Raw genomic sequence first — 23,658 nt, forward strand, 5'->3', positions numbered from 1 at the left:
GCGCGGGTTGAGGATTGGGCGGAGGGTTGAGGATTGGGCGGAGGATTGGGCGCGGAGGATTGGGCGCGCGGGTTGAGGATTGGGCGCGGGAGCCTTAGCGCCCCAGCAGGATCCGCCGGAGTGGCGCCAGGGCGGCCTGGGTCTCCTCTGGGCCGGCGGCGGGATCGGTGACGGCGCCGACGATGCTGTGACCAGCCTTCGCCGCCCGGGCGCTGGCGGCTGCGAGCGCGTCGCGCATGGCGGGGGGCGCGGCGGCGTGGTCGAGGTGCGCGGCCATCAGCTCAGCCACCACGGAGCGCCAACGCTCGCTGATTGCGTCGAGGTGCCCTGCGCCGCGCAGCAGCACCAGCGTCCGCGCGGCCAAGGTTGGATCGTAGAGACGGCCCGCTTGCACCTCGGCCACGACGTTGCGCGAGGGGCAGAGACCGTCCGCTTCGCCGACGAAGGTCAGCGTCGGCACCAGCTGCGGCGCGGAGGGCCAGCGGTCTTCGCGCACGCGGGCCACGAGATCCGCCAGCAGGCCGTCCGGAAGCCGATGAAGGGCCTGCGCCAGCTCGAGCAGCTCGCCGGCGCGAAAGGCCTCCGTTCCCGGCAGGCTGAACCCCAGTGGCGCCAGCAGGTCGTAGGTGCCCCCCACCGCGGCGGTGCTCGCCTGCTGCATCCAGCGCAAGGGCCATGCGGCGCGGCCCAGCGCGGCCCAGGCCTGGCTGAGCGAGGCGATCGCGCCAGCGCCGGCGTTGAGCCACCGCGCGCTAACATCCGGGTCGGCGCGCATGCCCCAGCGCAGCATGGCGTCGAGGTGGGGATGGCTGCCGTTGAAGGGTGGCGCCAGCGCCGCGGCCCCGGAGACGAAGGGGTCCCGCTCCGCGCCCACCGCATGCACGAGGCTCGCGCCGAGCGACAACCCGGCGAAATGGACAGGCGTGTCGGCGGGCACGCCGAGCTCCCCTTCCAGGTTGTGGGCGACGTAGCGCACCAGCGCGTGCGCCGCATCGGTTACGTGTCCATAGTCGAGCGGTCCCGCGCCGTGATGCGAGGACCCGAAGCCGAGCTTGTCGAAGGCGACGACGTACGCGCCTGCTTGCGCCAGCGCGCGAGCCAGCGGCCGCAGCAGGTCTGCCTGCGTCATCACGCCGGAGGCGGCGACGTACACTCGGTGACCCGCCGACCGCTCCGGGCCGACCAGCCAATAGCGCATCGTGTACGAGCCGCGCGCGCCGCTCACGTCTACCGTCCGGCGCTCGAACTCGGCCGCTCGGCCCCAGGCCACCGAGCCGAGCGCCAGCGACCCCAGCAGCACCAGCGCCCAGGCCAACCACGCCCGCGCCGCGTCAGCGCAACGTCGCCGCGTGTGCTCCGAGTTCGGCATCGCCACCCCCACCGCTGTCACCCGATCGTCCTCGTCTCCGCGCGCCTAGTCGCTGCCCACCACCTCGCTCAGCGGCCGTCGCCGCCGTCGGTAGTGCACCCGCGCTGGGCGCTGTGGACCGACCACCAGCCCCGGCCCATCGGGCGCGGGGTGTTCGTCGAGTAGCGCAAACTCGAACGCGCGCAACCAAAGGCTCCACAGCGCCTTCACCTGCATCAGCGCGAAGTGCTTGCCGAGGCAAGCGTGCCGCCCACCGCCCCAGGTGATCAAGCTGAAGGGACGCTGATCCTCCTGCCGCGGCGCGGCAAAGCGTTCCGGATCGAAGCGCTCAGGATCGGTGAAGGTCATCGGATCGCGGTGCGAGACCGCCGGCGAGACCACCAGCAGCTGCCCGGCCGGCACCAGGTATTGCTTGTAGGCGATGTCCTGCAAGACATTGCGCATCAGCAGCACCAGCGGCGGCCGGAGCCGACCGGCCTCCAGCACCACCTGCTCGAGCAAGGGTAGCCGCTGCAGCGAAGCGAAGCTGATCGCGCCATCGTCTCCATGCACGGCGAGCTGCTCCTCGAGCAACGCCGGTAGGTGGTGTGCGTGCTGCAGCAGCAGCACCCCGGTCCAGGCCGCCAGCGCCGCGCTCGTGCGGTGGCCAGCGAAGAGCACCGTCAGCAGCAGGCCGCTGATCTCGTCCTCCGTCAGCGCGCGCCCATCCTGGTAGCGCGCCGTCATCAAGGCCTGCAGGAAGTCATCCTCTTCGGCCCGCCGAGCCCGCCGCTCAGCGATGATCCGCTCGATCAGCTCGACCATCCGCGCCCGCGCCTGGTCGCGGCGCCGAAAGAGCGGAATTGGCAGATAGGGCGCGAAGAAGGCCAGCGGGGACAGCGCGCGCTCCATCTCGCGATAGAGCGTGCTGATCTCCGCGCTCAGATGCTCGCGAAACTCCCTTCCGAGCAGGCAACGACTGGAGATCGCCGTCGTCACCTCGGTGCACGCATCGACCAGATCGACCACGCCCTCCTCGGCCCAGGTCGCGAGGTGCTCCAGCGTCTCGGCGGCCATCTGCTCGGCATAGCCGTGCAGCTTCTCCTCGCGCAGCGCCGGCATGAGGAAGCCCAGCTGCTCGCGCATCACCTCGGGCTCGGCGTCGTAGGCGATGCCGCGGCCGAAGATCGGCACGGTCATCCGGTAGACCTCGCGCGGGCTGAGCTGGCTCTCCGGCGCAGTGAAGAAGACCTCGTTGGCCTCCGGCCCGATCAGCACCGTCGCCGTGCGTCCCGCCAACGAGAGGTTGAAGATCTCCCCATGCTCGCGGAAGCCGCGCATCATCAGCTCGATCGGCTGGCGGCCGAACTCGACCACATGGCCGACGTAGGGCAACCCACCGCTGACCTGGTGCGGTGTCTTGGCCCGCGATGCCGGCAGCACCTGCCCCGCCAGCCGTTGTGTCAGCGTCCTCAGGTTCTCGAGCACGGTTCGCCCCCCGCGCCGCTGTTGAGCGTGGCGCCGGCCAGCCGCACATAGCGTCCCAGCGCCCAGAGCGGCATGACGTCGCGGTAGTTGTCGTAGTGGATCATGCACGTCCGGTTGAAGACCCCGGCGATGGCCTCCTGCGGCCACCCACCGTCCGCGCGCTGGCGCGCAAGCAACAATGCGACGCCGCGCTCCGCCGCCGCGCGGTAGGTCGCGCTCTCCGGCGCACCATGCTCGGCCGCAGCCAGCAGCGCGAGCACTGCCCAGGCGGTCTGCACCGCCTGGGTTTGTGCTTCCTCGACCCAGCGCTGCTCGACGCAGGAGCGGTAGCTCTCCCCCCAGCCCCCATCGGCGCGCTGCTTGCCGAGCAGGAAGGCGCAGGCGCGGGTGATCGCCGGGCTGGCCGCCGACACGCCAGCCGCCAACAGGCCTTCCACGCCGAACCAGGTGCCATAGGTGAAGCAAATGCCCCATCCCCCGTACCAGCTACCGTCGGCGCGCTGCCGCCGATGGATCAGCTCGGCGCCACGCGCCAGGGCGCGGGCCAGCTCGGCCGCGCGCTCGGCGGGTCGCTCTCGTCGATAAAGCGCGAGCCCCTGCACGCAGGCGCTGGTGCACTCGACGTAGGAGTGCCCGACCATGATGTCGCCGAAGATCTCCGCCGGGTTGAGGCGTTCGAGCCAGGCCGGCCCGCGGGCGCGCTCGTACTCCGACCAACCCCCATCAGCGTTCTGCTGCTCGAGCAGGCGATCGACGGCCAGGCGCAGCCGATCGTCGTCGAGCGGCCGGTCGACCCAGGGCGCGCAGCGCAGCGCCACCTTGAGCCCCTCGGCGGTGCAGTCGCTCACCGTCCAGCCCTGCTCGGCGGTGGAGAAGGGCCAGGCGCCCGCCGTCGCGTCGCGGAAATGGCGCTCACGCTCGGGCACATCCTGACGCACCTGGTTGGCGTCGAGAAAGGCATGCGCGCGCTGCAGCACCTCGCGCGACGGCCCGGCTTGCGTGGCCAAGCCACTCTCGAGCAAGGCCTGCATCGCGAAGGCCGTATCCCAGAGCTGTGAGCCGTTGTAGCCTTGCATCTTCATGCCATCGGCGCCGTCCCAGAGGTAGTCATCGATCCGCTCGAGATGGCGCTGAAACGCCGCCGATTCGGGATCCGCGAGCCAGACCGCGACGAGGTGCAAGGCCTTGCTCACTGGACCGATGGTCAGGTAGCCCGTCGATTCATCCTCGCGGCGAATCTGATCGGCGACGAAGGTCAGGGCGCGCTTTCGCAGCAGCGCCGAGGGCCGTCGCTCGTGGAGGCGCAGCACGCGCTGCAGCCCGCGGAGGGTCGGTGTCAGGGGCTGGTAGAGGTCCCCGCTGGCGACCTTCTCGCGCAGCGCCCGCCAATCGAGCGCATCCCAGGGCCGCGTGAAGAGCTCGTCGCGCAGCTCCGCCACGAGCGGCGTTTGCGGCCCGGTGAAGCGCCGGCCATAGAGGTAGCTCATCGGCAAATAGACGGCTCGCGTATGACACCAGAGCCGGCTCGGATGAAGCGGGAACTGCCGCGGCAGCAGCCACAGCTCCGGCGGCACCGGCTGCACGCCCTCCCAGCGGTAGACGCCGAGCAGCGCCAGCCAGAACTTGCCCCACGAGGGCACGCCCTCCGCGCCGCCCTGCGCCAGCAACCATGCCCGCGCGCGACGCAGGCGCTCCTCGCTGCGCGGCACACCGAGCAGGCGCAGCGCGACGTAGTTGAGCGCCGTGCCGAAGACCGTCGCCGGCGAGGCGATGTGCAGGCCCCAACCGCCCACTTGCGTCTGCGTATGCCAGAGATAGGCGGTGATGCGCCGACGCCGGTGCTCGGAGAGCGGCGTGCCCGTGACGTAGAGCGCGATCAGCAGGCCGGGGAGCAGGAAGAGGGGTCCGCCGTAGTCGCCGGGCCAGTGGCCATCGGCGGCCTGCCGCGTGCCGAGCTGTGCCACGCCACGGTCCAGCGCCGCGCTCGCGCGCTCGACCAGCGTTTGCGGCCGTGGCTTGGGCGACCCCTTGGGCGCCTCGGCGATAAGCATCGATCGGGCTCCTCTACCTAGCGATTGCCGCGTACTCTAGCACCACCCCTAGTGAGTTTGGGTGCGCAGTATGGCTGGGGTGTGGTTAGGGTGTGGTTAGGGTGTGGTTGGGGTGCGGGGGCTGCGGGAGCGTGAAGGCTCGGTCACAGCGCGACCAGGGCTCGCCGCGCCGTGCGCCCAAGGCGAGGCGCGCCAAGAGCCTCGATGCGGCGAGAATCATGGGTCGATTTCTCGCGAGCGCCGAGGATCTCCCCGGGCCGCGAGAATGCTGGCACGATGCGTGCTCAGCCAGCGAAGGGCAGCACGGCTGCCAAGGTTGTTGGCCGCAGGTCAAAGGAGGTCGATCATGCAGCTTCGTATCGTCGCGCGCGCGGGTTGGTTACCGCTCGCGCTCCTCGCCCTGCTCCTCGCCACCGCCGCAACGGGCTGCATCGTCGAAAGCGACGGCCCGGTGATCACCGATCGCGGCGGCCCCTATCTCGCCGACCTCGAGGTCAACTGGACGCTCCTCGGTTCCGACGCACCGTCGCGTTGCGCCGCCTATGACATCGACCGCTGGGTGATCCATGCCAGCGGGCCGGAGGAGCGCGAGACCGTGCTGGGCTGCGTCGAGGACGACTGGACCACGGCCAACGACTTCTTTGGTCTGCCCGAGGGCAGCTACGAGCTCACGCTTACCGGCATTGACGACTTCGATGTAGCGGTCGTCGAGACCGGCGTGCGCACGCCACTGGTCGACGACGGCCGCACGCTGGTGCTCGATATCGATCTTCTCAGCGAGGATTTCCTGCCGTAGCTTCCGCTGCTGAACGCTGCCGAGCGAGGCCCTTCCACGCGGAGCGGTCGCGATCGGGACGTTGAACCGAGCGGGCCGCCCGCCCCCTTGCCACCCAGCTTGCCCCAGGGGAGAAACGTGACGACCCAGATCCTCGTGCTGCTGATCTGTAACCTCGGCGGCGCTGGCACCGCCGACCAGGCGGGCCCCGTCGTCGCCAAGTTCTTGCGCCACTTCGAGCAGAGCGGCGGCTGGTCCGCCAACACGCTGCGCGGCGTCTACGAGACCGAGGCTGCGGGCTGCGCGGCGGCCTATCGGCGTGATACGCCGAAGCTGCTCGTCGCCGACCTGCCGACCTACCTCGCGCAGCGGCGCGCCTGGGGCCTCCGGCCGCTCGCCCACCTCGGGCCGGCCCAGTCCCAGCGCTACTACCTGCTGGTGCGCAGCGGCGGCCCCCGCTCGCTCGCCGCGCTGGCGAAGCAACCGATCGTCTCGCTGCTCAGCGACGCGCGCTTCATCGCGCGCATCGTGCTCGGCGGCAAGCTCCGCGAACAGGAGCTGCTCCTGCGGCCGATGACGCGCCCCCTGCAGGGGCTGCGCGCCTTGGCGCGTGGTCAGGCCACGGCGGCGCTGGTCGACGAGGCGACCTATCGTTACCTCGATCAACTACAGCTCGAGGCCAAGCTCGAGTCGATCTACGCGTCGCCCGAGCTGCCGGGGCTGACGCTGCTCTTGAGCGGCAAGGATCGCGGCCATGCGCTCGAAGGGCGCGTACGCCGCGCGCTGCCGCAGCTCTGCCGGGGCGCGGGCGCCGAGCTGTGCAAGACCTTCGCCGTCCCCGCCTTCGTCGCCGCCGTACCGGCCACGCTGCGGCGCTTCGAGGCCGCCTACCGCTGAGGTCGCGGCGCGCTGCCGGCCCACCGGCGCCACAGCGCGCGCAGGCGCCGCCCGCCAAGCCCGAGCAGTCGCCCGGGCATCCCGCGGACCCAGCCTGAGCCCTGGCGCATCGCCCCCAGCCGGTAGCCGCTGCGCGCGGCCTTGCGCTCACTCGCCGCGTGGTCATAGCGCAAGCGGCAGAAGGTCAGCACGGCGCGCGCGGAGTCGAAGAGCGCCAGCTCGGCCCAGCGGTCGCCGGCGACCTTGCGCGCAGCATCGAGCGCTCCCGGGTTGATGAAGTAGATCGCGTTCGGCGCCGGCGGCAGGGTGAGCTCGCCGGAGGGCGCCAGCTCGATCACCTGCGGGCCGACGCCGCGGTAGAGCCGGGCCCGATGCGTGTGACCAAAGAAACAAACGGTCGCGCCCGCATGGTCCTGTTGCAGCAGGCGCTGGTTCTCGCGCACGTCATCAGGGGTCCAGAGGTAGCGCTCGACATCGTCGACGCTGCCGTGGGTCAGGAGCAGGCTGGGCTCCGGCGCGTAGGTCGTGGGCAGCGCGTCGAGCCAGGCCCGGCTGCTGGCGTCGAGCGCGCGGCGCGTGCGGCGCAGCGCATGCGCCGCGATCGTCGAACAACGCGCGAGGCCGAGCGCGCCGACGGCGATGCGATCGTGGTTGCCAGCGATCGTCGTGATGCCGCGCTGGCGCAAGATCGCCACGCAGGCGTTCGGATCGGCGTTGTAGCCCACCACGTCGCCCAGGCAGAGGATCGCGTCGACGCCGCGGCGGTCGAGGAAGGCCAGCGCCGCCTGCAAGGCCTCGAGGTTACCGTGGAGGTCGGCGATTACCCCGTAGCGCGCCATCGGTCCCAGCTCCGGCGCAACCTGCCGCGGGCGAAGTCCGCCGCCCACGCCAGCGCGGGTAGCGGATCGTCCCAGGCGAAGGCCTCGAAGATCAGCGGTCGCTCGGCCAACGAACGCAGCCACTGGGCGGCGGAGAGCTCGCCGCTCGCCTGCAGCTCGCGAAAGGCCTTGTAGTCGCGATAGGCGCTGACCCAGCGCCGGCGCGGCGCGCTGGCCATAGGCGCGGTGCCTGGCTCGCCGCCGGTCAGATAGCGATGGGCGATCGCGGGCAGGTTCACGCCATGGACGGCGCCGAGGTAGTGCCAGAGACTCGAGCGCGCGTTGACCTCGAGCATGTAGTAGGCGTCGCTGCGCTCGTCTTGGATCAGGTCGATCTTGAAGGGCCCACAGAGGCCCAGCCGCGCGACGAGTGAGCGGCCGAGCGCGGCCAGCGCTGGGCGCTCGACCAGCTCGATCAGCGCGCTCTCGCCGATGGTGCGCGGGTAGGTGCGCACCTTGCGGCCGCAGAACCAGGCGAGCAGCTCGCTTGCCGCGTCGGCGAAGCCGTGAAAGGAGAAGAGGCGCGCCTCACCGCCCGGGATGTACTCCTGCACGACGAGCGCATCGTGATGGCGGCGAAAGATCGGATCGGCGCGCAGCGCGGCCGCGTCGCGAAAGGTCCGCGCCTTGCCGGTGCCGCCGAAGAGCTCGCGCTGCATCGCGGCCCAGTCGACCTTGCGCTTGGGTTTGATCAGCAGCGGGGGGCGCAGGTCGTCGAGGTGTTGCGCGAGGTCTTCAGCCGTCGCCAGCGTGCGGGGCGTCAAGAGCCCGCGCTCGCGCGCCAGCGCGGCGAAGCGCCACTTATCGAGCAGCGCCTCGCCCAGGCCATCGCTCTGCAGCAAGAGCGAGAAGCCCGTCGCGAGCCGCTCGCGCTGGGCGTAGACGAAGCTCTGGCTCTCGTCGCTGCCGTAGAGCACGGGCAGTCGCCTGCCGTAGCGCGCCACGTAGGGCGCAGCCGCTTCGACCAAGAGCCGGGCCGAGAGGGCCGCCGCGCCGCCCTCGAGGCCGGGGAGCGGCCAGAAGTCGACGACATGGCGTGAGTGCCGCGCAAGATCGCGGGGGTCGGTCGAGGCCAGGATCGCCGGAATTCCCGCGAGCGCCAGCGGACGCACGAGGGCCATATCGCCGAAGACCACGGCGGGGACGACGGCCTTCGTGGTCATGCGCCGTCCTCGGCGCCGTCCTCACTCCCGCGCGCCGACGAGCTAGCGGTGGCGGATTCTGGCGCGCCCGGCCCGCCGCGCTCGCCCCCGTGCCAAGGACGCGGCTCGGCGGCGGCCCAAGCCGCAGCCCGCCGCAAGTGCTCGCGCAGTCGCGGCTGAACGACGCGGAGGCGCACGAGCCGTCGGGTGGCCAGCCCGAGCTGGCGCTTGTAGCGCGCCGGCCCTCCGAGCAGATCGTACTCGCGCCGCCCGCAGGCGATCGCGCGGCGAATGGCCTCGGCGTGGATCGCGACGCCGACGCGCACGGTAGCGGGAAGCTTGGGCAGGCGTCCACTCTGATAGGCGTAGACCTTGTTGTTCCAGACGATGTTGTAGAGCGCCGCGATCGGCTCGCCCCGCGCCAGCATCCAACGCAGCTCGAGCGCCCCCCGCTCGAGGAGCTGCGGCAGCACCGCGTCGTGAAAGGCGCGAAAGCGCGGCGAGGAGAACACGCCTGCGCTGCCCGCGCTCGAGGTGGCCGCGGCCGGCGCCCAGCGCGCGCCGTGCAGCGCCGCCAGCACCGCCTTGCCCCCCTCGAGCTGGTCGCTGCGCGTGACCTCCTCGAAGCGCAGCTCGCCGCCCGCCCAGCGCTCCGTATCACGCAAGGAGCGCCGCACCAGGTAACGCGATCGCGAGCTGAGCGCAGCGAGATACGCGTCCCAGCTCGCCGGCAGCGGCACGTAGTGCACCTCGTCCTGGGTCGAGAGCTCGTAGGGCTGGCCGCGCGCCTCGAGCGCGTCGCATAGCGACGCGACCCAGGGCTGGTGCTCGCGCATCGCCGGCAGGCAGAGCTCGTCCCACGGCGCCAGGGTGCCGTCGTCCAGGCGTGCGGCGAAATCGACCGCGAGTGCGTGCTCCTCGCCCGCGGCGAGGATCGGGCCCAGGTACTCCGAGGCGATCTCGTCGCGCTCGGGTTCACCCGAGGCCAAGAGCTCGAGCCGGCGAAAGGGCAGCAGTCCGCCATACCAATGACGCCGGCGCAGCAAGGGAAGCACGCCGACGAGCTGCCTGCCGCGGCGCCAGACGAGAGCGGCGAGCTCGCGCCCATCGCTGCCACCAAAGACGCGCCACCAGCTCCGCAGCCACAGCGGGCTGAGCATCGGCTCGTTGCCGCTGCTGGCTGGCAGCAGGGCCCACCACTCGCCCGCCAGGGCCGCCAGCGCATGCTCATCGCGGAGCACTTCAAAGCTCAGCGCCATCGCGATTTGGCCTGCGCGCACATTCAGGCGCCAACTCTACGCCGAATGGGTCGGGCCGACCAACGCGGCCGGCGGGTTTAACCGGCCAGCGGCCGCGCGAGCCTGCGCCCTCCCCCGCGCGTCGAGCGCGTGTCGCCGGCTGCCGCCCGGGTCGCTTGCGCTATGCTGAGGAACGAGGGCTCGACGGCAATGAGCGCGCCAGCAGAGAGGCCGCGAGGGCGATGGCAGCGCGCGAGGCGAGCCGGCCGCGAGGAGGCGCTCGCGAGCCGCGCGCTGCTGCTGATTTGCGTGCTCCTCGCCACCAGCACGGTGACGGTCGGTTGGTTGGGCTACCGCGCGGGACAGCGCGCGCAGCGCTCTGTTTTGCGCATGCATGCGGCGGCAGCCGCAGCCGGGCTGCTGGCGGTGGCTCGTAGCAGCGGCGCGCTCGGGGATGAGGCCGCGCTCTCGCGACTGCTGCGTGAGCAGGCTCGCGGCCCCGCGAAGATCGTGCTGACGGATCTCGACGGGCGGTTGCTCGCCGCGGGGCCGGGGCGTCAGGCTGCGCCGCGGCCGCCCTCCGCGCAGATGCTCGCCGCGCTTCACGCGCAGGAGCCCGCGCTTCGCTTCGTGCGCGCTGCCGACGGCATCGTGCTCGAGTATTGGGTGACGCTCCCCACGGCCCAGCCGGCGGGCAACTGGTGGCAGCCGAGCGCCGAGGCGAGCACGGTGACTGGCGCTGCAGCGCCGCCGCTCCCCCCGTCGCCGGGGGAGCTCTGGCGCGAGCAGCAGGCCAAGCGGCGATTGTTGCGCGTCACGGTGCCGGTGGCGCTCGCCACCGCGCTGCTGGCGCCCGCGCGCTGGGGCCTCGCGCTGGCCATCGTGCTGGCCCTGCTGGGGCTCAGCCTCGCCCTGCTGCTGCACCGAGTAGCCCGCAGCGCGGGCGCGCGACAACGCGAGCAGCTCCGCGACGAGACGCTGGCTGCGTTTGCGGACACGGCGGGCGTCTTGGCCGAGGCGGTGGGCGTACCCGCAGCCAGCATCGAGCACCGCGCACAGCAGCTCGCCGAGGCGCAGCCGGGCGATCCACAGCTCGCGATGATGCTTCGGGATGGTCGACGACTGCGCACGCTGGTGGAGCGGCTCAAGGAGCTGGCCGCGCCCTGCCAACCGCGCCTCGCGCTGGTCGATCCCGACCTGATCGCCGGGCGAGCCGTTGAAGCGCTGCGCGTCGAGGCCACACACGCCGGCGTCACCATCATCATGGATCCGGCGGCCTGCGGGAGCTGCCTGCTCGCCGATGACGCGTTGATGACGCAGGTGTTGGTGCACCTGCTCCACAATGCGGTCGAGGCCGTGGCGGCCCTGCCGCCCGCGCTGGCCGCCGGCCGGCGGCTCGTCGTGCTCCGCGTGCGGCGCGGCGCGGGCCTCGTGCGCTTCGCCGTCCTCGATCAGGGCGCGGGCCTCGGCGGCGCGGAGCGCAACCCGCTCGCCCGGCCCTTCTTCAGCACCAAGGCCTCGGGCGCCGGCCTGGGACTCAGCCTCGCGCGGCGCATCGTCGTCGAGCACGGCGGGCGGCTCGAGCTCAGCGATCGCCCCGAGGGGGGCGCGGTGGCGACGGTCGAGCTGAGCGAGCGAGGCCTTCGCTAGCGGGCCGCGTGGGAGACAGACAGGCTCATGCGCGCCCGGCGACAAACTTGCGCGACCGGCGGAGTGTGGCATCTCTGTACCCGCCCGGGCGGTGGGCGCGCGAGGTTTCGAGGCCTGGGGTGTCGCACCGCTCGCGGCACCCCAGAAAGGGAGAGCGCAATGAAACGTCTGCTCACGAGCAAGGTTCTTCTCACCGCCAGCGCGCTGCTGCTGCTCGGCGGTGTCGCTGCCGCCAAGAGGAGTAGGGGTGGTCCGGGCGCGGCGCCTCACGGTCGGCCGGGGCATCCCTGCATGGGGCTGCTGATGCACGCGCCGCCCCCCGTGCTCAAGGCCAAGCTCGGCCTCGACGAGGCGCAGATCAAGAAGCTGGAGGGGCTGCGGGCCGCGCTGATGGGCAAGGGCGTCGAGCTGCGGGCCCAGGTGCAGAAGCAGCAGCTCGCGCTGCGGGCGCTGCTGGCGCAGGACCTGCCGCAGGAGGCTGCCGTGCTCGACGCGCTGCGCAAGGTGCGGGGCCTCCGCGGCCAGCTTCATGAGGAGCGGATCAAGACGATGATCAAGGTCCTCGGCCTGCTTTCCCCGCCGCAGCGCGCGAAGCTGCGGGCCGCGTGTCCCGGCGACGGCAAGGGCGAGGGCAAGGGCAAGGGCAAGGGCGGCTGCCCCTTCTGCGGCGAAGCGGAGGGTGAAGCAGGCGACGGCCCGGGCTGTGGCGCCGCCTGCGGCGGCTGCCCGCAGTGCGCCGGTGGCAAATGCGCGGGTGGGGCGGCCGGCCTGCCCAAGGGCATGGGCTCGGGCGGCTCCGCCGCGGCGGCCCCTGGAAAGGGCGTCAACCCGCCCCCGCATTGCTGTGGCAGCGCCGGCACGATGCCGCTCTAGCGGCCTTTCGCTCCGACGCGCCAAGCTCAGAACTGAAAGTAGATGAAGGGCGCCACCGCCGTGGTGCCGAGCGCGCGGCAGCCGAGGATCACGGCGGCGAGCAGCGCGGCCTGGGCATAGGCCGGCAGCGCGCTCAGTCGCCCCGCGAGCGGCCCGAGCCAGCGCACCGGCAGCAGCTGCGTGGTCAGGCCGGCGAGCAGGCAGCCCCAGAGCAGCGGCGTGACGTTAGCGGTGCCGCCCGTGGCGCGCGCCAGGCCGCGCAGCATGGCCCAGGCCTGCCCGAGATCGCCCGCGCGAAAGAGCACCCAGCCCAGGCAAACGAAGTGAAAGGTCGCCAGCGTGCCCAGCAGGCGCCGCAGGGGGCCGATTGGGCGGGCGCCGCGCCAGCGCTGCCAGGCCCGGCTGAGGGCCAGGCCCAGCCCGTGGAGCGCACCCCAGAGCACAAAGGTCCAGGCCGCGCCATGCCAGAGGCCACCGAGGGTCATCGTCAGCAGCAGGTTCCGGTAGGTCTTCAGCGGCGTTCCACGCGAGCCGCCCAGGGGGACATAGAGGTAGTCGCGCAGCCAGGTCGAAAGGGAGATGTGCCAGCGGCGCCAGAAGTCGCGCAGATCGCAGGCCCGATAGGGCTGGTCGAAGTTCTGCGGTAGCTGCAATCCGAGCAGCAGGGCGGAGCCGATCGCGAGGTCGCTGTAGGCGGAGAAGTCGCAGTAGATCTGAAGCGCATAGCCGTAGACGGCCAGCAGCAGCTCTGCCGAGGTGTAGAGGCCCGGGCTCTCGAAGGCCCGATCGACGAGGTTGAGGGCCAAGAGGTCGGCGATCACGAGCTTCTTGATCAAGCCGATCGCGAGCAGGAGCAGGCCTTGGGTCGCGGTCTGCAGCTCGAGCGCTGGATCGCCCTCGAGCTGCGGAAGAAAGTAGCGCGCGCGCACGATCGGGCCGGCGACGAGCTGGGGAAAGAAGGCGACGAAGACGGCGAAGAGCAGCGGATTGGCCGTCGGCTGCAGCTCGCCGCGGTAGATGTCGATCGTGTAGCTCATCGACTGGAAGGTGTAGAAGGAGACCCCGGGGGGCAAGGTCAGGTTCAGGCGCAGCGCCGGCGCGCGCCGCCAACCGAGCTGGCGCAGGAGCGCCGTGACGCTGCCGCTGAGGAAATCGAAGTACTTGAAGAGCCCGAGCAGGCCGAGGTTGCCGACGACGCTGACGCCTAACCAACGGCGCCGCTCGGCCTGGGGGCGCGGGCGCGCCAGCAGCGCGCCGAGGGCCCAGTCCATCAGCGTCGAGCCGGCGATCAAGAGCAAGAAGGACCAGCGCCACCAGCCATAGAAGACGTAGCTGGCGACGAAGAGCAGCGCGAGACGCGCGCCCGATCGGCGACCGAAGGCCCAATAGAGCAAGAACACCGCGGTCAGCAGCAGCGCGTATTCGAGCGTGGCGAAGCTCATCGCGGCGCGACCCGCGCCACATGCTCTGCCTGCTGCAGCGCGCGATCGAGCTGCTCGGCCAGCGCGCGGCCGCCGCGCTCGTTGAGATGCAGCAGGTCCTTGCGCACCAGGCCACGCGCGATCCAGCGGCTGAGGGCGCCCGGCCCACCCATCGCCTCGCGTGCGTCCCAGAAGGCGCAGCGGTGGTGCGCGGCGATGGTCCGCTGCGTCGCCACCATCCGCGCCACGGTCGGTGGCGCGACGAAGCGGCCGCCGCCCTCGCGCACCAGGCGATCGAGGGGCCCAACGATCAGGCAGCCGGCCTGGGGCGCGCCGCGGTGCAGCCGGTCGAGCACCTCGCCGACCCGCGCCGCATACTGGGCGAGGCTGGCGCCCCAGCTGATCGTGTCGTTGGCGCCGAACTGAAAGAGCACGAGGTTGGGCCGCCGCTGCGCGAGCTGCTCGATCCAATGCTCCGCGTGGATCCCCGTCAGCTGATGAAAGCGCGTACCGACGAGGGGGAGGTTCTCCCAGGTGATGCCCGGCCCGGGGCGCTCGAAGACGAAGCCAAAGAGGCGTACGCGGCCGCTGGCGCGCGCCGTCGCGCTGTGGCGCGCGTCGTCGACGCTGAGCGTATGCCAGGCCGCCTGCGGGCGCGCGGCCGAGGTGCTGAGCTGCGCCGCCCGACGACCATCGAGGCGCAGCTCGATCGTGCCGCCGCCGGGCTGCGCGAGATAGGCGAGGGTGATCGTGCTGGCGCGTTCGGTCGCCGCCAGCGCGAGCTGCGCCGACGCGCCACCGGCGACGGTCTGCGCCGCCAGCCCACCGAGCCCCAACCGGCCATCCCGTCGCCGGCTGACCCCGCTGCCACCGCTGAGCCGCAGGCGCTCCCAACTGCCCTGCTCGTCGAGCGTCAGTCCATTGAGGTAGAACCAGGGCCAAGGGCGCAGCGCGGGCACATAACCCAGGCCGCCATCGCCGTGGCGCTGCCGTGCAATCGCCCGCAGGGGGCCCGTCACATGGTCGAGGTCGATCTGCGAATCTCCGAAGTGCAGCACGCGGACGACGCCCTGGCGCGTGCGCTGCAGCGCCTCCAGCGCGACGAAATAGGGCTGCAGGGCCCCTCGCGGATCCTCGATCGCCTGGACGCGCTCGGGTTCAGCAGCCGGCAGCGGCACGGCGGCGGGGTCGGGCGCCGCCGCTGGGTTCTGGGGCGACGGAGCGAAGGGCAAGCTCGGCGGCCCGCCTGCCGAGCCCGCCAGCGCGGCGGGGCCGGCGCTGCTCAGGGCGTCGGCCCGTTGGCGCAGCAGTGAACGCAGGGGGGTCGGTAGCGTGGCGACGAGCGCGAGCAGGGCCCAGCAGCCGTAGAGCGCCCGTGCTGTCTTGCAACGGAGCACGGCCGGGCCGCGGAGCAGCACGCGCGAAACCTGGCTGTCGGCGCCTGGTGACCTGATCGTTGACCTGATCGTTGACCTGATCGTTGGGCTCATCGTTGGGCTCATGGTTGGCCTGACCGGGAGGCTGGACAAGTGGGGTCCTGGGCATGGCCAGGCCTAGCGTTACGCCTGATGAGACCGTGATGAGACCGTGATGAGGGCGCGATGAGACAGCTAACAACGCCAGCGTCGCTGGAGCAAATTCGCCGCCTGCGCGGCGCCTGCGCGGCGCTCCTGGCCTGCATGGCTGGCCAGGCCCTTGCCGCGCCGGAGGGCGACCGGACACCGCCGGAGGGCGGCCGGGCCGCGCCAGCCGCGACGGCAGCAGCGCGGCTGGCGGCGACGGCAGCGCCTGGCGCTGGCGCTGCCGTCGCCCTCGAGGGCGAGGCGCACCTGGGCGCCTTCTACGCACGCCTCGGGGCGCTGACGGAGGGGGTGCAGGGCACGGTGCGGATCGTCCACTTCGGAGACTCGCACGTCGCGGCGGCCTGGCTCGGCGACGGGTTGCGCCGCCTCTGGCAGCAGCGCTTCGGCGATGGCGGTCCTGGCCTGCTGCTGGTCGGCGGGCCCTGGCGCAGCTACAAGCACGGCGGCGCGCGGCTGGCAGCGCAGGGGGCCTGGCGCGCCGAGCGGCAGTGGAGTCGCTATCGCCGCGGACACCCGCGCCCTCGCGATGCCTTCTTCGGCGCGGCGGGCATCAGCGTCCATGCGCGCGGTGCCGCGCGCGCCAGCGTCGAGGTCAAGGGCGAAGCCGTCGATCGCCTCACCCTCTCCTACCTGCTGCAGCCTGGCGGCGGCGCCTTCGAGCTCTGGAGCGAGGGCCGGCGCCTCGGACGCTGGCTGACCGCGGGGGCTGAGAAGGTCCCCGTCCGTGCCGCCCTCACGCTACCGCGACCGACGCGCCAGCTCGAGCTGCGTACACAGGGCGGCGAGGTGCGGTTCTTTGGCGTCGACCTGACGCGCGCGAAGGGTGGCCTCGTCTACGATGGCCTGGGCATCAACGGCGCGCGCGCGGATAGCCTGCTCCAGTGGGATCAGGCGCAGCTCGCCGCGGAGCTCGCGCAGCTGGCACCCGCTCTATTGATCTTCGCCTATGGCAGCAACGAGCTCGATGCGCGCGGCCTGACCCGCGAGGGCTTTGCGCGCGCCTTCTCGGCGGCCCTGCAGCGTCTGCTCAGTCTGGCCGGCGGCCCTGCGCGGCCCGCTTGCCTCGTGCTTGGGGTGACGGATCAGGCGCGCCGCGGGCGCGACGGTAGCTGGCAAGCGCCCGCGCTGCTGCCCGCGCTGATCGAGGAGCAGCGCCGCAGCGCGACCGCGGCCGGCTGCGCGTTCTGGGATCAGCGCGCGGCGATGGGCGGTGAGCGCGCCGTCTTCGCCTGGGCCGACGCCAGCCCGCCGCTGGCGATGCGTGACTACCTGCACCTGACGTCAGCCGGCTACCATCGCCTCGGCGAGCAGCTCTTCGCCGCGCTCTCGCAGGGCTTCGCGCGCTGGCAGCGCCACCGCGACTGAGCCGGCGCGCGCGCCCGCCGCCACGCCCGAACGCCGCCGAGGCCGCCACGGCTGGGCGTCTCGTGAGCGGGCGGAGGCCTCAGCGCTTGAGGTCGATGAAGGCCTTCTTGCGCACCTCGCGCAGCCAGCTCTTGGTCGCCTGCTCCATCTTTTGCGCGTAGAGCTGGTCGCGGAGCTGCTCGCGCACCTCCTCGAAGGGCCGCGCCGCCGAGTCCTCACGGTGGGTAACCTGGATCAGGTAGAAGCCCCGCGGCGTCGCCAGCGGCCCGCGCAGCTCGCCACCCTTGGCGCTGAAGACCGCGTCCTCGATGGTCACGGGCAGCATGCCGCGGCTCAGCGTCCCCAGCTCGCCACCCTTGGCGCGCGTCTCGGGGTCGTCGGAGTACTGCTGCGCGAGCTGGGCGAAGTCCGCCCCCTGCTTGAGCTGCTGAGCCAGGCGCTCGGCCAGCGCCCGCCTGCTGGCGACCTGCTGGGGCAGCGCCGCCGGCGGCACCGCGAGGAAGATCTGCCGGGCCTGCACCTTGGTCTCGACGTCGAGCGCGCGCAGGTTGTGCTGATAGAGCGCGCGCAGCTCGTCGTCGCTGACGGCGACGCGGGAGCGGACCTGGACGTTGAGCACCTTGAGCCGCAGGAGCTGCGGCCGCAACATCTGCTGCTTGTAGGAGGCGAGCGTCTGGCCTTCCTGCGCCAGCGCCTGGGTGAGCTGCTCACGCGTCAGGTTGTTGCGCCGCATCACCTCGTCTACCGCGCGCTCGAGGTCGGCCTCCTCGACGGTCAGCTTATGCGTCCGCGCCTGCTGCGCGATCAGCTTGTCGTCGACCATCTGCTCGAGCACCTGGCTGCGGAGCTGCGCCGCGCGCACTTTGCGCTGCTCGGCGTCCGGCACCGAGGCGATCTGAGCAAGGAAGGGCCCGATGCGTGACTGCAGCTCGCTGAGCAGCACGATCTCGTCGTTGACCACGGCGACGATGCGCTCGATCACGCGCGCGCGCGCGGGGACGGCGGTGACCAGCGTCAGGACCAGGGCCAGCAGCGCCGACGCGCGCGACAGACGAGCCCGGCGCAGAAGGCCGCTAAGACGCGGCCGGCAAGCGCCTCCGGCGAAGGACTGCTTCATGGCTTGGCCTCGTGCGCTTGCAGGCCCGCCAGGCGATCGAGATGACGTTCGATCGTGGCGCGGGCGCGTAGCTGATCGAGATGGCGGCGCAGGGCGAGGCGGCGCTTCTCCGCCAGCAGCTCATTGCGCACCTGCTGCTCGACCTCGGCCAAGGGGCGCGGATGATAGCGGGCGCGCTGCCGCTCGAAGAAGGCGGCGACCTCCGCCTCGGTCAACGCCTCGGTCAACGCCTCGGTCAAGGCCTCGATCGGGACGAGCTCGCCCTCGAGCTCGTGCACCATCCGCTTCGCCAGCGCGCGCCGGACCTGGCGGACGACGGCCGGGTCGCGCTCGAGTCCCTCGCGCCGGCCCTCGTCCGCCAGCAGTTCGAGCTTGATCAGCTCATCGAGCAGCCGCCGCTTGCGCTCGGGCGAGCTGAAGCGGAGTTGCACATGGGGCGCTTCTTCCGCCAGCGTCGCGCTGAGCTCGCTGGCCCTGAGGCGGCGCGCTCCAAGGGTGGCGAGGACCGGGTCGGCGATCGCGGCGGGGGCTGCGCTCCCCGCCGCAGCCGGCCGCTCCGGCCGCTCGGGGCGCGGCTCGGCAGGGTCGCAGGCCGCTGCCAAGGCGAGCGTTGGCCAGAGGACTGCCCGCGCGAGCAGGGCCCGCAGCGGCGCCGCGCGGGTGCCGACGCGAACGCAGGGCAGCAGCCGGCCCGGCCGCGGGCGGGCTGAATTCAGCGTCAGGGAGGGCGTCGTCTCTTGGGCCATCGACTTCGGGCGAACCGCCGGCAGCGCCCGGGCGCACTGCCAAGCCGGCCGGCGGGGTGGGACTCTAGCGCGAATGCGCGCGCCGGTCGCGCCCGTAATTGGCGCCGACGCCGGGAGGAGCCTGAGGACCCGACGATCGGGAAATGTTTGCGTGCCAGTACGCAAACATTTCCATAGAAGTCGAGGCGGCGAGGGCACGGATCGTCCGCCGCCTTGCCGGCGAGATGGCCGCCATTGCTGCCGAATGGGTCGCCCTTCGGCTTCCCCGGAGCGCCGGGCTTAAAGGGTTTTTTGCCCGGCACAAAGGTTGTATGTTAGGATGCGTAACTACCGCCGCGAATGCTGCACGAGCAGGCCTCATGGTGGCCGAATTATGCGCCGGCGTCGCGCCGAGGGAGGATGTCGTCATGGCGAAGCGTTCCAATGCTCAGGGCGTGCGTCGTGTGCCGCGCGTTTTGCTGCTGCTGCTGCTGCTGGCACCGCTGAGCCTTCATGCCGAGACGACCCCGCTCCAGGTCATCACCAGCGGGATGCGCAAACCGGAGATCGTCCTGGTGCTCGACACCTCGGGGTCGATGCATTGGCATCCGACGGGCTCCTGGAAGAACCTCGGCACCGACTGCAATCAGGACCTCTTCAACATCACCGACCTGACGCAGGATGGCGTGTGCACGGGCAACGAGACCGCGGCGAACTCGAGCGCGGACTGCAATATTACGAGCAACAGCTCGGCGAGCGCCGGTTCGGCGCCCTCCTGCGACAAGGACAACAGCCCGCCCTCCAGCGGCGCCAGCCGAATGTATAGCGTCAAGCGCGTGCTGCGCGGCCTGCTGCCGGGGCTGCGCTCCGCCGCCGATTTTGGCCTCGTGACCTTCACCAACACGGGCTACTACCAGTACTACAGGGGCGATGACTCCTGTAACTGCAACCAGTGCTTGCTGCCGGGCACGCATACCGCACAGTGCACCTCGGACAACTGCGGCTCGGCGCTCTGCACCAGCACCGACTACGGTCCCTACTGGACGAGCGGGCGCTGCAAGTGCACTAAGGTGAGCGGTGGTACGCGCAACGCCGTCAGCAATAGCTGCAACGCGCTCGGCGATCCCACCTGCGGAATACCGACTGTCTGCACGGGTGGCACGAATAACTGCACCTGCCCCGCGGCCACCCGCACCTGCCAGAAGGTCGGCTCGCCCCCTTGCTGTAGCTGCCCCGCGGGCCAGACCCTGAGCTGCACCAACGACGCGAACTGCGCCACCTGCACCTGCAAACGCACCACCTACGTCTACGCCGACTGCTGCGACTGCTCGGCGGCCGGCGCCGGCTACTCGCTGAGCAATAAGTGTTTCCGGGCCAACGCCGACCGGGACGACTGCCGCTGCAAGAAGCAGAAGGGCTGGCATTTCCTCTCGGGCTTCAAGTGGAAGAACGCCACCTGCAACTGCCCGCCGCCGGCAGCCGCGCCCACCTGCGACTCGAGCTGCAACAGCAATCCTTCGCCGCTGCCGGCGACCTGCACGCCGGCGCCAACCAAGTCGGTGACGACCCTCTTCACCGAGACCGAGCTGAAGGCGCTGAACCTCTGGGTCAACGAGGCGCCCAAGCCGAGCTGCGACCCGGGGAGCGAGGACTGCGGCTGGCGGGATCGCGCAGCCGCCACGCCGAGCTGGACCGGCACCCGCCTGACGCTGCTCTCGCTGGTACCCACCAGCAGCAGCATCTCGGCGACGAATAAGCTGAAGGACAGCCTCTATCGCTGCACCAGCGACGGCACCAAGGAGGCGCGCTGGCAGTGGTCGGCCGTCGGCCGCGCCCACACCACCAACGCCTATGGCTGCTCGTCGTGGGAGTATCTCGGCAGCTACTATACCTACGAGCAGACCGTGCTCGCCAGCCCCAGCTACTACTGCAGCTCACCCAACTGCCAGACGACCCCGGCCTATCGCGGGCCGCAGTGGACCGACAGCACGGGCACCAACTGGGTCTACCGCCGCTTCTCGGCCGGTAACGCCAGTACAGGTTCCGGTGACTCGCAGGAGATCAACTACGCGGCAACCGCGCAGGTAGAGGTGCCGCTGGATCCCAGCACCGAGCAGTCATTCCAGGACGCCACCGTGTATCAGATCATGCGCCGGCTCAATAACGCCAAGGACGGGGGCATCTACCCGCTGGGCGGCACCCCGACCTCGGCTGGGATCAAGGCCGCCGGCGACCACTTCCTGGCGCGCCAGCGCGGCACCTCACCCTTTGCGCCCGACCAGATCGACTACGCGGCGCCCTGCCGCCGACGCTTCGCGATCGTCGTCACGGACGGCCAGTCCAATAGCTCGAGCGGCATCTCGGACGACCCCGAGGTGGTGGCGCGCAAGCTCTATCAGGGCGGCCGCGCGAGCTCGAACTTCAGCGGCTGGAACGAGCTGGGCGTCTACTCCGGCTATCCGGACAACCCGATCAAGACGCTCGCCGTCGGCATCCCCGGGCTCGATAGCTACACCGAGCTGAACGAGATCGCCGATCAGGGCGCCGATGGACTCAACAACAACGTGCCGGCCTCGGCCTACGCGCCGACCAGCGAGGTCGAGCTCGAGCGCGATATTCGCGCGGCGATCACGGAGGCCGTCAGCGGCGACTACGTCACGACCAGCCTCGGGGTGGCCAACACCACGACCTCGGTCGGCACGATGGCGATCATCGCCTCGACGAAGTTCCCCGAGTGGGAGGGGCAGCTCCGCGCCTTCGATCTGACGGCCTCCGGCGGGCCGGCGATGGCCTGGGACGCGGGCAGCCAGCTCTATAGCGCCAACGCCGACGTCGGCTTCGCCTCGCGTCGCATCTACACCGGCTATCCGACGATCAACAGCGGCGCGCCCGTCGCCATCCTCAACGCCGACGGCACGGCCAACCTCACGGCCGTGTTGGCGGCGGTGGCGGCTACCGGCAAGACGCTGCCGGGCACGCCGGCGCAGCAGGAGAACATGCTGCGCTGGGTGGCGGGCAAGGGGCGCAACTGGCGCCTCTCACCGATCTTCAACTCGGTGCCCGCGACCATCGGCGCCGAGGTGCCGAGCTACTCCGGGCTGACCGTGAGCGCCCGCGAGCCGCTGATCTACGTCACCTCGCACGACGGCCTCTTGCACGCCTTCCGCGGTCGCGACGGCGCCGAGGTCTTCGCCTACCTGCCGCCCAACCTGCTGCCGCGCGTCTATGACCTCTGGGCGGCGAGCAACGCGCCGCAGCGCCAGGACGAGGACCCGGAGAAGTTCCGCTGGATCCTCGGCAGCAGCCCGCGCGTCCAGGATGTGCCGAGCTGCACGGGCGGGACCTGCACCTGGCAGACCAACCTCGTGCTGACGATGGGCGCCTCGGATAACGCCTTCGTCGTGCTCGACGTGACCAACCCGGTGGTCTGCACCTCCGCCGCCTGCTCGCCCAGCGGCTCGTTCTTCCGCGTCGTCGGCCACTCGCACGTCAGCGGCAGCGGCTTGGAGGATAAGCTCGGGGAAACCTGGTCCGTGCCGGCGATGTTCTTCGGCATGACGGCCGGCACCAAGGTCGCCCACATGAGCATGGGCAGCGGCTATCCCCCGCTGCTCCCGGCGCCGGCCAACCAGGGCAACTACTACTTCCACTTCGCCCCGCTGCGGCCGACCTCGGGCGCAGCCTACACCAGCTACGATCCGCCGACGCTCCATTCGGCCGGCGCGCCGCTCGTCGACTACGCCGTGATCGCCGACACCGCGGGGCTCGTCGACAGCCAGCACATCGGCGTGGCGACCTATCAGGCCGATCTGCTAGGCCGCGTCACCAAATACCCGCTGGGCGCGGCTACCGGTCGCAGCGATGTGATCGCCGCCGGCGCCGAGCATCCCTTCTATTACAGCCCGGCCGTCTATGAGGATGGCGCTGGCACCTACCTCGTCGCCGTGTCGGGCTCGGCCGCAGAGCAAGTCGAGCAGGCGGGCGTCGAGGGGAAGGTCTACGTGCTGAAGAACGACGCCGCCTTCCTTTCCTTCGCGCTCGCCGACATCTGCACGCAGTTCGGCGCGGCCGCGCCCAACTGCCCGAGCACGCGGGCGCGCCCGGTGGCGGCACCGCTGATGGTCAAGAACGATCCGGGCAACGCCCCGGCGCGGATGGAGATGTTCTTTGCGGTCTATGACCCGCCGCCCGACAATGAGCCCTGCGCCAGCGGCGTGTCGTATGTCTTTCGCTTCCATATCGACACCGGCGTCAACCCGCCGAATCGGCTGCTCTCGGTGCATAAGTACGACGGCCGCGCGGCCGGGCTGACAATCGTCGGCGGTGGTATCGACGTGGCGCTGGGGATCTCGGGCAGCGGAGCGCAACGCGCGACCGTGGTCAGCCTCGGTGGCCGACCGCTCGGCACGGGCAGCGTGCCTGGTCCGGCCGAGGTGATGGTCGGGAGCTGGAGAGAGGTGCCGTGATGCGAGGGGGCGTTCGCAGGCGCGAGGCTGGCGAGGCGGGCTCGGCGCTCGTCTTGGCGGTGATGATTACGCTGCTGCTGGTGGGGCTCGGCCTCTCGGCGATGTGGCTCGGCTCGCAGAGCGCCCACGTCACCGGCAGCATGGCGCGGCGTCAGGAGGCGATGTACGCGGCAGAGGCGGGCATCGAGCGCGCGCGCGCGGTGCTCGCGGCCAGCACCGCGTGGGATAACCTGCTCGGCGGCACGACCGGCGGCAGCTGCGGCGCGACACTCGACGACCCCACGGGCAAGGGCAACGTCCTCTGCGACGGCGCCACGCCGATGGAGCACGCGATGCCCGCGGCCACGCAGACCGCGGCGCTGGCGCCGGTGGTCAGCGCCGCGCGCTATACCCTCTTCGTGCGCAACGATCCCGCGGAGGCCGCGCAGCCGGGCGGGCGCTTCGACGACACGGACCGGCGCGTGATCGTCCGCTCCGAGGGCCGCGGCGCCGACGGCGTCAGCGTCGTGACGATCGAGGCGATGCTCCTGGTCGGCGGCGGCGGTGGGCCCGGGTCCGTCCCCGACTACTCGCAGGCCGGGCTCAACTCCGGCGGCAGCAACAGCGGGCAGACCACGATCGCGGGCCCGTGAGGCCAACAA

The 23,658-nt window shown here is 71.4% G+C and carries 17 protein-coding genes; 7 read left to right on the forward strand and 10 right to left on the reverse strand.

The window, feature by feature from the left end; translation table 11 throughout:
* Positions 1–94: 94 nt before the first annotated feature.
* Genes IPL40_07385 through IPL40_07395 form a run of 3 tightly spaced genes read right to left on the reverse strand, consistent with a single transcriptional unit; the run spans position 95 to position 4,887 of the window.
* Entirely contained in the window at positions 95–1,390 is a 1,296-nt protein-coding gene (locus IPL40_07385; protein ID MBK8480984.1) for an alpha/beta hydrolase, read from the reverse strand.
* A 24-nt stretch (positions 1,391–1,414) separates the two neighbouring features.
* Positions 1,415–2,791 carry a cytochrome P450 gene (locus tag IPL40_07390; GenBank protein MBK8480985.1) on the reverse strand — a complete coding sequence of 459 codons (1,377 nt, stop codon included), beginning with the start codon at positions 2,789–2,791 and terminating at the stop codon, positions 1,415–1,417.
* Positions 2,792–2,820: 29 nt separating this feature from the next.
* A complete protein-coding gene (locus IPL40_07395) occupies positions 2,821–4,887 on the reverse strand; it encodes a terpene cyclase/mutase family protein (GenBank protein ID MBK8480986.1) in 2,067 nt (688 codons plus the stop codon).
* 346 nt (positions 4,888–5,233) lie between these two features.
* Between IPL40_07395 and IPL40_07400 the strand changes: the two genes are divergently transcribed.
* Complete coding sequence (locus tag IPL40_07400; protein ID MBK8480987.1) at positions 5,234–5,683, forward strand: hypothetical protein; 450 nt, start codon at positions 5,234–5,236, stop codon at positions 5,681–5,683.
* 117 nt (positions 5,684–5,800) lie between these two features.
* The gene (locus tag IPL40_07405; GenBank protein ID MBK8480988.1) at positions 5,801–6,559 is read left to right on the forward strand and encodes a hypothetical protein; all 759 of its coding nucleotides are present in this window, start codon (positions 5,801–5,803) and stop codon (positions 6,557–6,559) included.
* On the opposite strand, the gene IPL40_07410 is transcribed toward IPL40_07405, so the two are convergent.
* The 3 genes from IPL40_07410 to IPL40_07420 are packed head-to-tail and all read right to left on the reverse strand — an operon-like array spanning position 6,550 to position 9,838.
* Positions 6,550–7,398, reverse strand: coding sequence for a metallophosphoesterase (locus tag IPL40_07410; GenBank protein MBK8480989.1), 849 nt, complete (start codon positions 7,396–7,398; stop codon positions 6,550–6,552). The two genes, IPL40_07405 and IPL40_07410, sit on opposite strands and share 10 nt — an antisense overlap.
* Positions 7,380–8,600 carry an ATP-grasp domain-containing protein gene (locus IPL40_07415; GenBank protein ID MBK8480990.1) on the reverse strand — a complete coding sequence of 407 codons (1,221 nt, stop codon included), beginning with the start codon at positions 8,598–8,600 and terminating at the stop codon, positions 7,380–7,382. The genes IPL40_07410 and IPL40_07415 overlap by 19 nt, the downstream gene beginning before the upstream one ends.
* On the reverse strand, positions 8,597–9,838 hold the full coding sequence (locus IPL40_07420; protein ID MBK8480991.1) for a GNAT family N-acetyltransferase: 1,242 nt from the start codon (positions 9,836–9,838) through the stop codon (positions 8,597–8,599). Before IPL40_07420 ends, IPL40_07415 begins: the two co-directional genes overlap by 4 nt.
* Positions 9,839–10,027: 189 nt before the next feature.
* On the opposite strand from IPL40_07420, the gene IPL40_07425 reads away from it, so the two are divergent.
* Together IPL40_07425 and IPL40_07430 are read left to right on the forward strand one after the other, a co-directional pair.
* Entirely contained in the window at positions 10,028–11,467 is a 1,440-nt protein-coding gene (locus IPL40_07425) for a hypothetical protein (protein MBK8480992.1), read from the forward strand.
* 159 nt (positions 11,468–11,626) lie between these two features.
* Positions 11,627–12,340 (forward strand): Spy/CpxP family protein refolding chaperone, encoded by a 714-nt coding sequence (locus IPL40_07430; protein MBK8480993.1) that lies wholly within the window; start codon positions 11,627–11,629, stop codon positions 12,338–12,340.
* 26 nt (positions 12,341–12,366) lie between these two features.
* Here the strand turns inward: IPL40_07430 and IPL40_07435 are convergent, their stop codons facing one another.
* A complete protein-coding gene (locus IPL40_07435; GenBank protein ID MBK8480994.1) occupies positions 12,367–13,782 on the reverse strand; it encodes an MBOAT family protein in 1,416 nt (471 codons plus the stop codon).
* Positions 13,779–15,179 carry a hypothetical protein gene (locus tag IPL40_07440; GenBank protein ID MBK8480995.1) on the reverse strand — a complete coding sequence of 467 codons (1,401 nt, stop codon included), beginning with the start codon at positions 15,177–15,179 and terminating at the stop codon, positions 13,779–13,781. Before IPL40_07440 ends, IPL40_07435 begins: the two co-directional genes overlap by 4 nt.
* Positions 15,180–15,362: 183 nt before the next feature.
* On the opposite strand from IPL40_07440, the gene IPL40_07445 reads away from it, so the two are divergent.
* Positions 15,363–16,709, forward strand: coding sequence for a hypothetical protein (locus IPL40_07445; protein MBK8480996.1), 1,347 nt, complete (start codon positions 15,363–15,365; stop codon positions 16,707–16,709).
* 79 nt (positions 16,710–16,788) lie between these two features.
* Here IPL40_07445 and IPL40_07450 read toward each other — a convergent pair whose 3' ends face one another.
* Together IPL40_07450 and IPL40_07455 are read right to left on the reverse strand one after the other, a co-directional pair.
* Positions 16,789–17,826 (reverse strand): peptidylprolyl isomerase, encoded by a 1,038-nt coding sequence (locus IPL40_07450; GenBank protein MBK8480997.1) that lies wholly within the window; start codon positions 17,824–17,826, stop codon positions 16,789–16,791.
* Positions 17,823–18,572 (reverse strand): hypothetical protein, encoded by a 750-nt coding sequence (locus IPL40_07455; GenBank protein ID MBK8480998.1) that lies wholly within the window; start codon positions 18,570–18,572, stop codon positions 17,823–17,825. Before IPL40_07455 ends, IPL40_07450 begins: the two co-directional genes overlap by 4 nt.
* Before the next feature lie 407 nt (positions 18,573–18,979).
* On the opposite strand from IPL40_07455, the gene IPL40_07460 reads away from it, so the two are divergent.
* Both IPL40_07460 and IPL40_07465 read left to right on the forward strand, forming a co-directional pair.
* Positions 18,980–23,017, forward strand: a complete 4,038-nt coding sequence (locus IPL40_07460; GenBank protein ID MBK8480999.1) for a VWA domain-containing protein — start codon at positions 18,980–18,982, stop codon at positions 23,015–23,017.
* Positions 23,017–23,649, forward strand: a complete 633-nt coding sequence (locus IPL40_07465) for a pilus assembly PilX N-terminal domain-containing protein (GenBank protein ID MBK8481000.1) — start codon at positions 23,017–23,019, stop codon at positions 23,647–23,649. Before IPL40_07460 ends, IPL40_07465 begins: the two co-directional genes overlap by 1 nt.
* Positions 23,650–23,658 lie beyond the last annotated feature (9 nt).

The sequence above is a fragment of the Pseudomonadota bacterium genome (assembly GCA_016711215.1).
GTDB lineage: Bacteria > Myxococcota_A > Polyangia.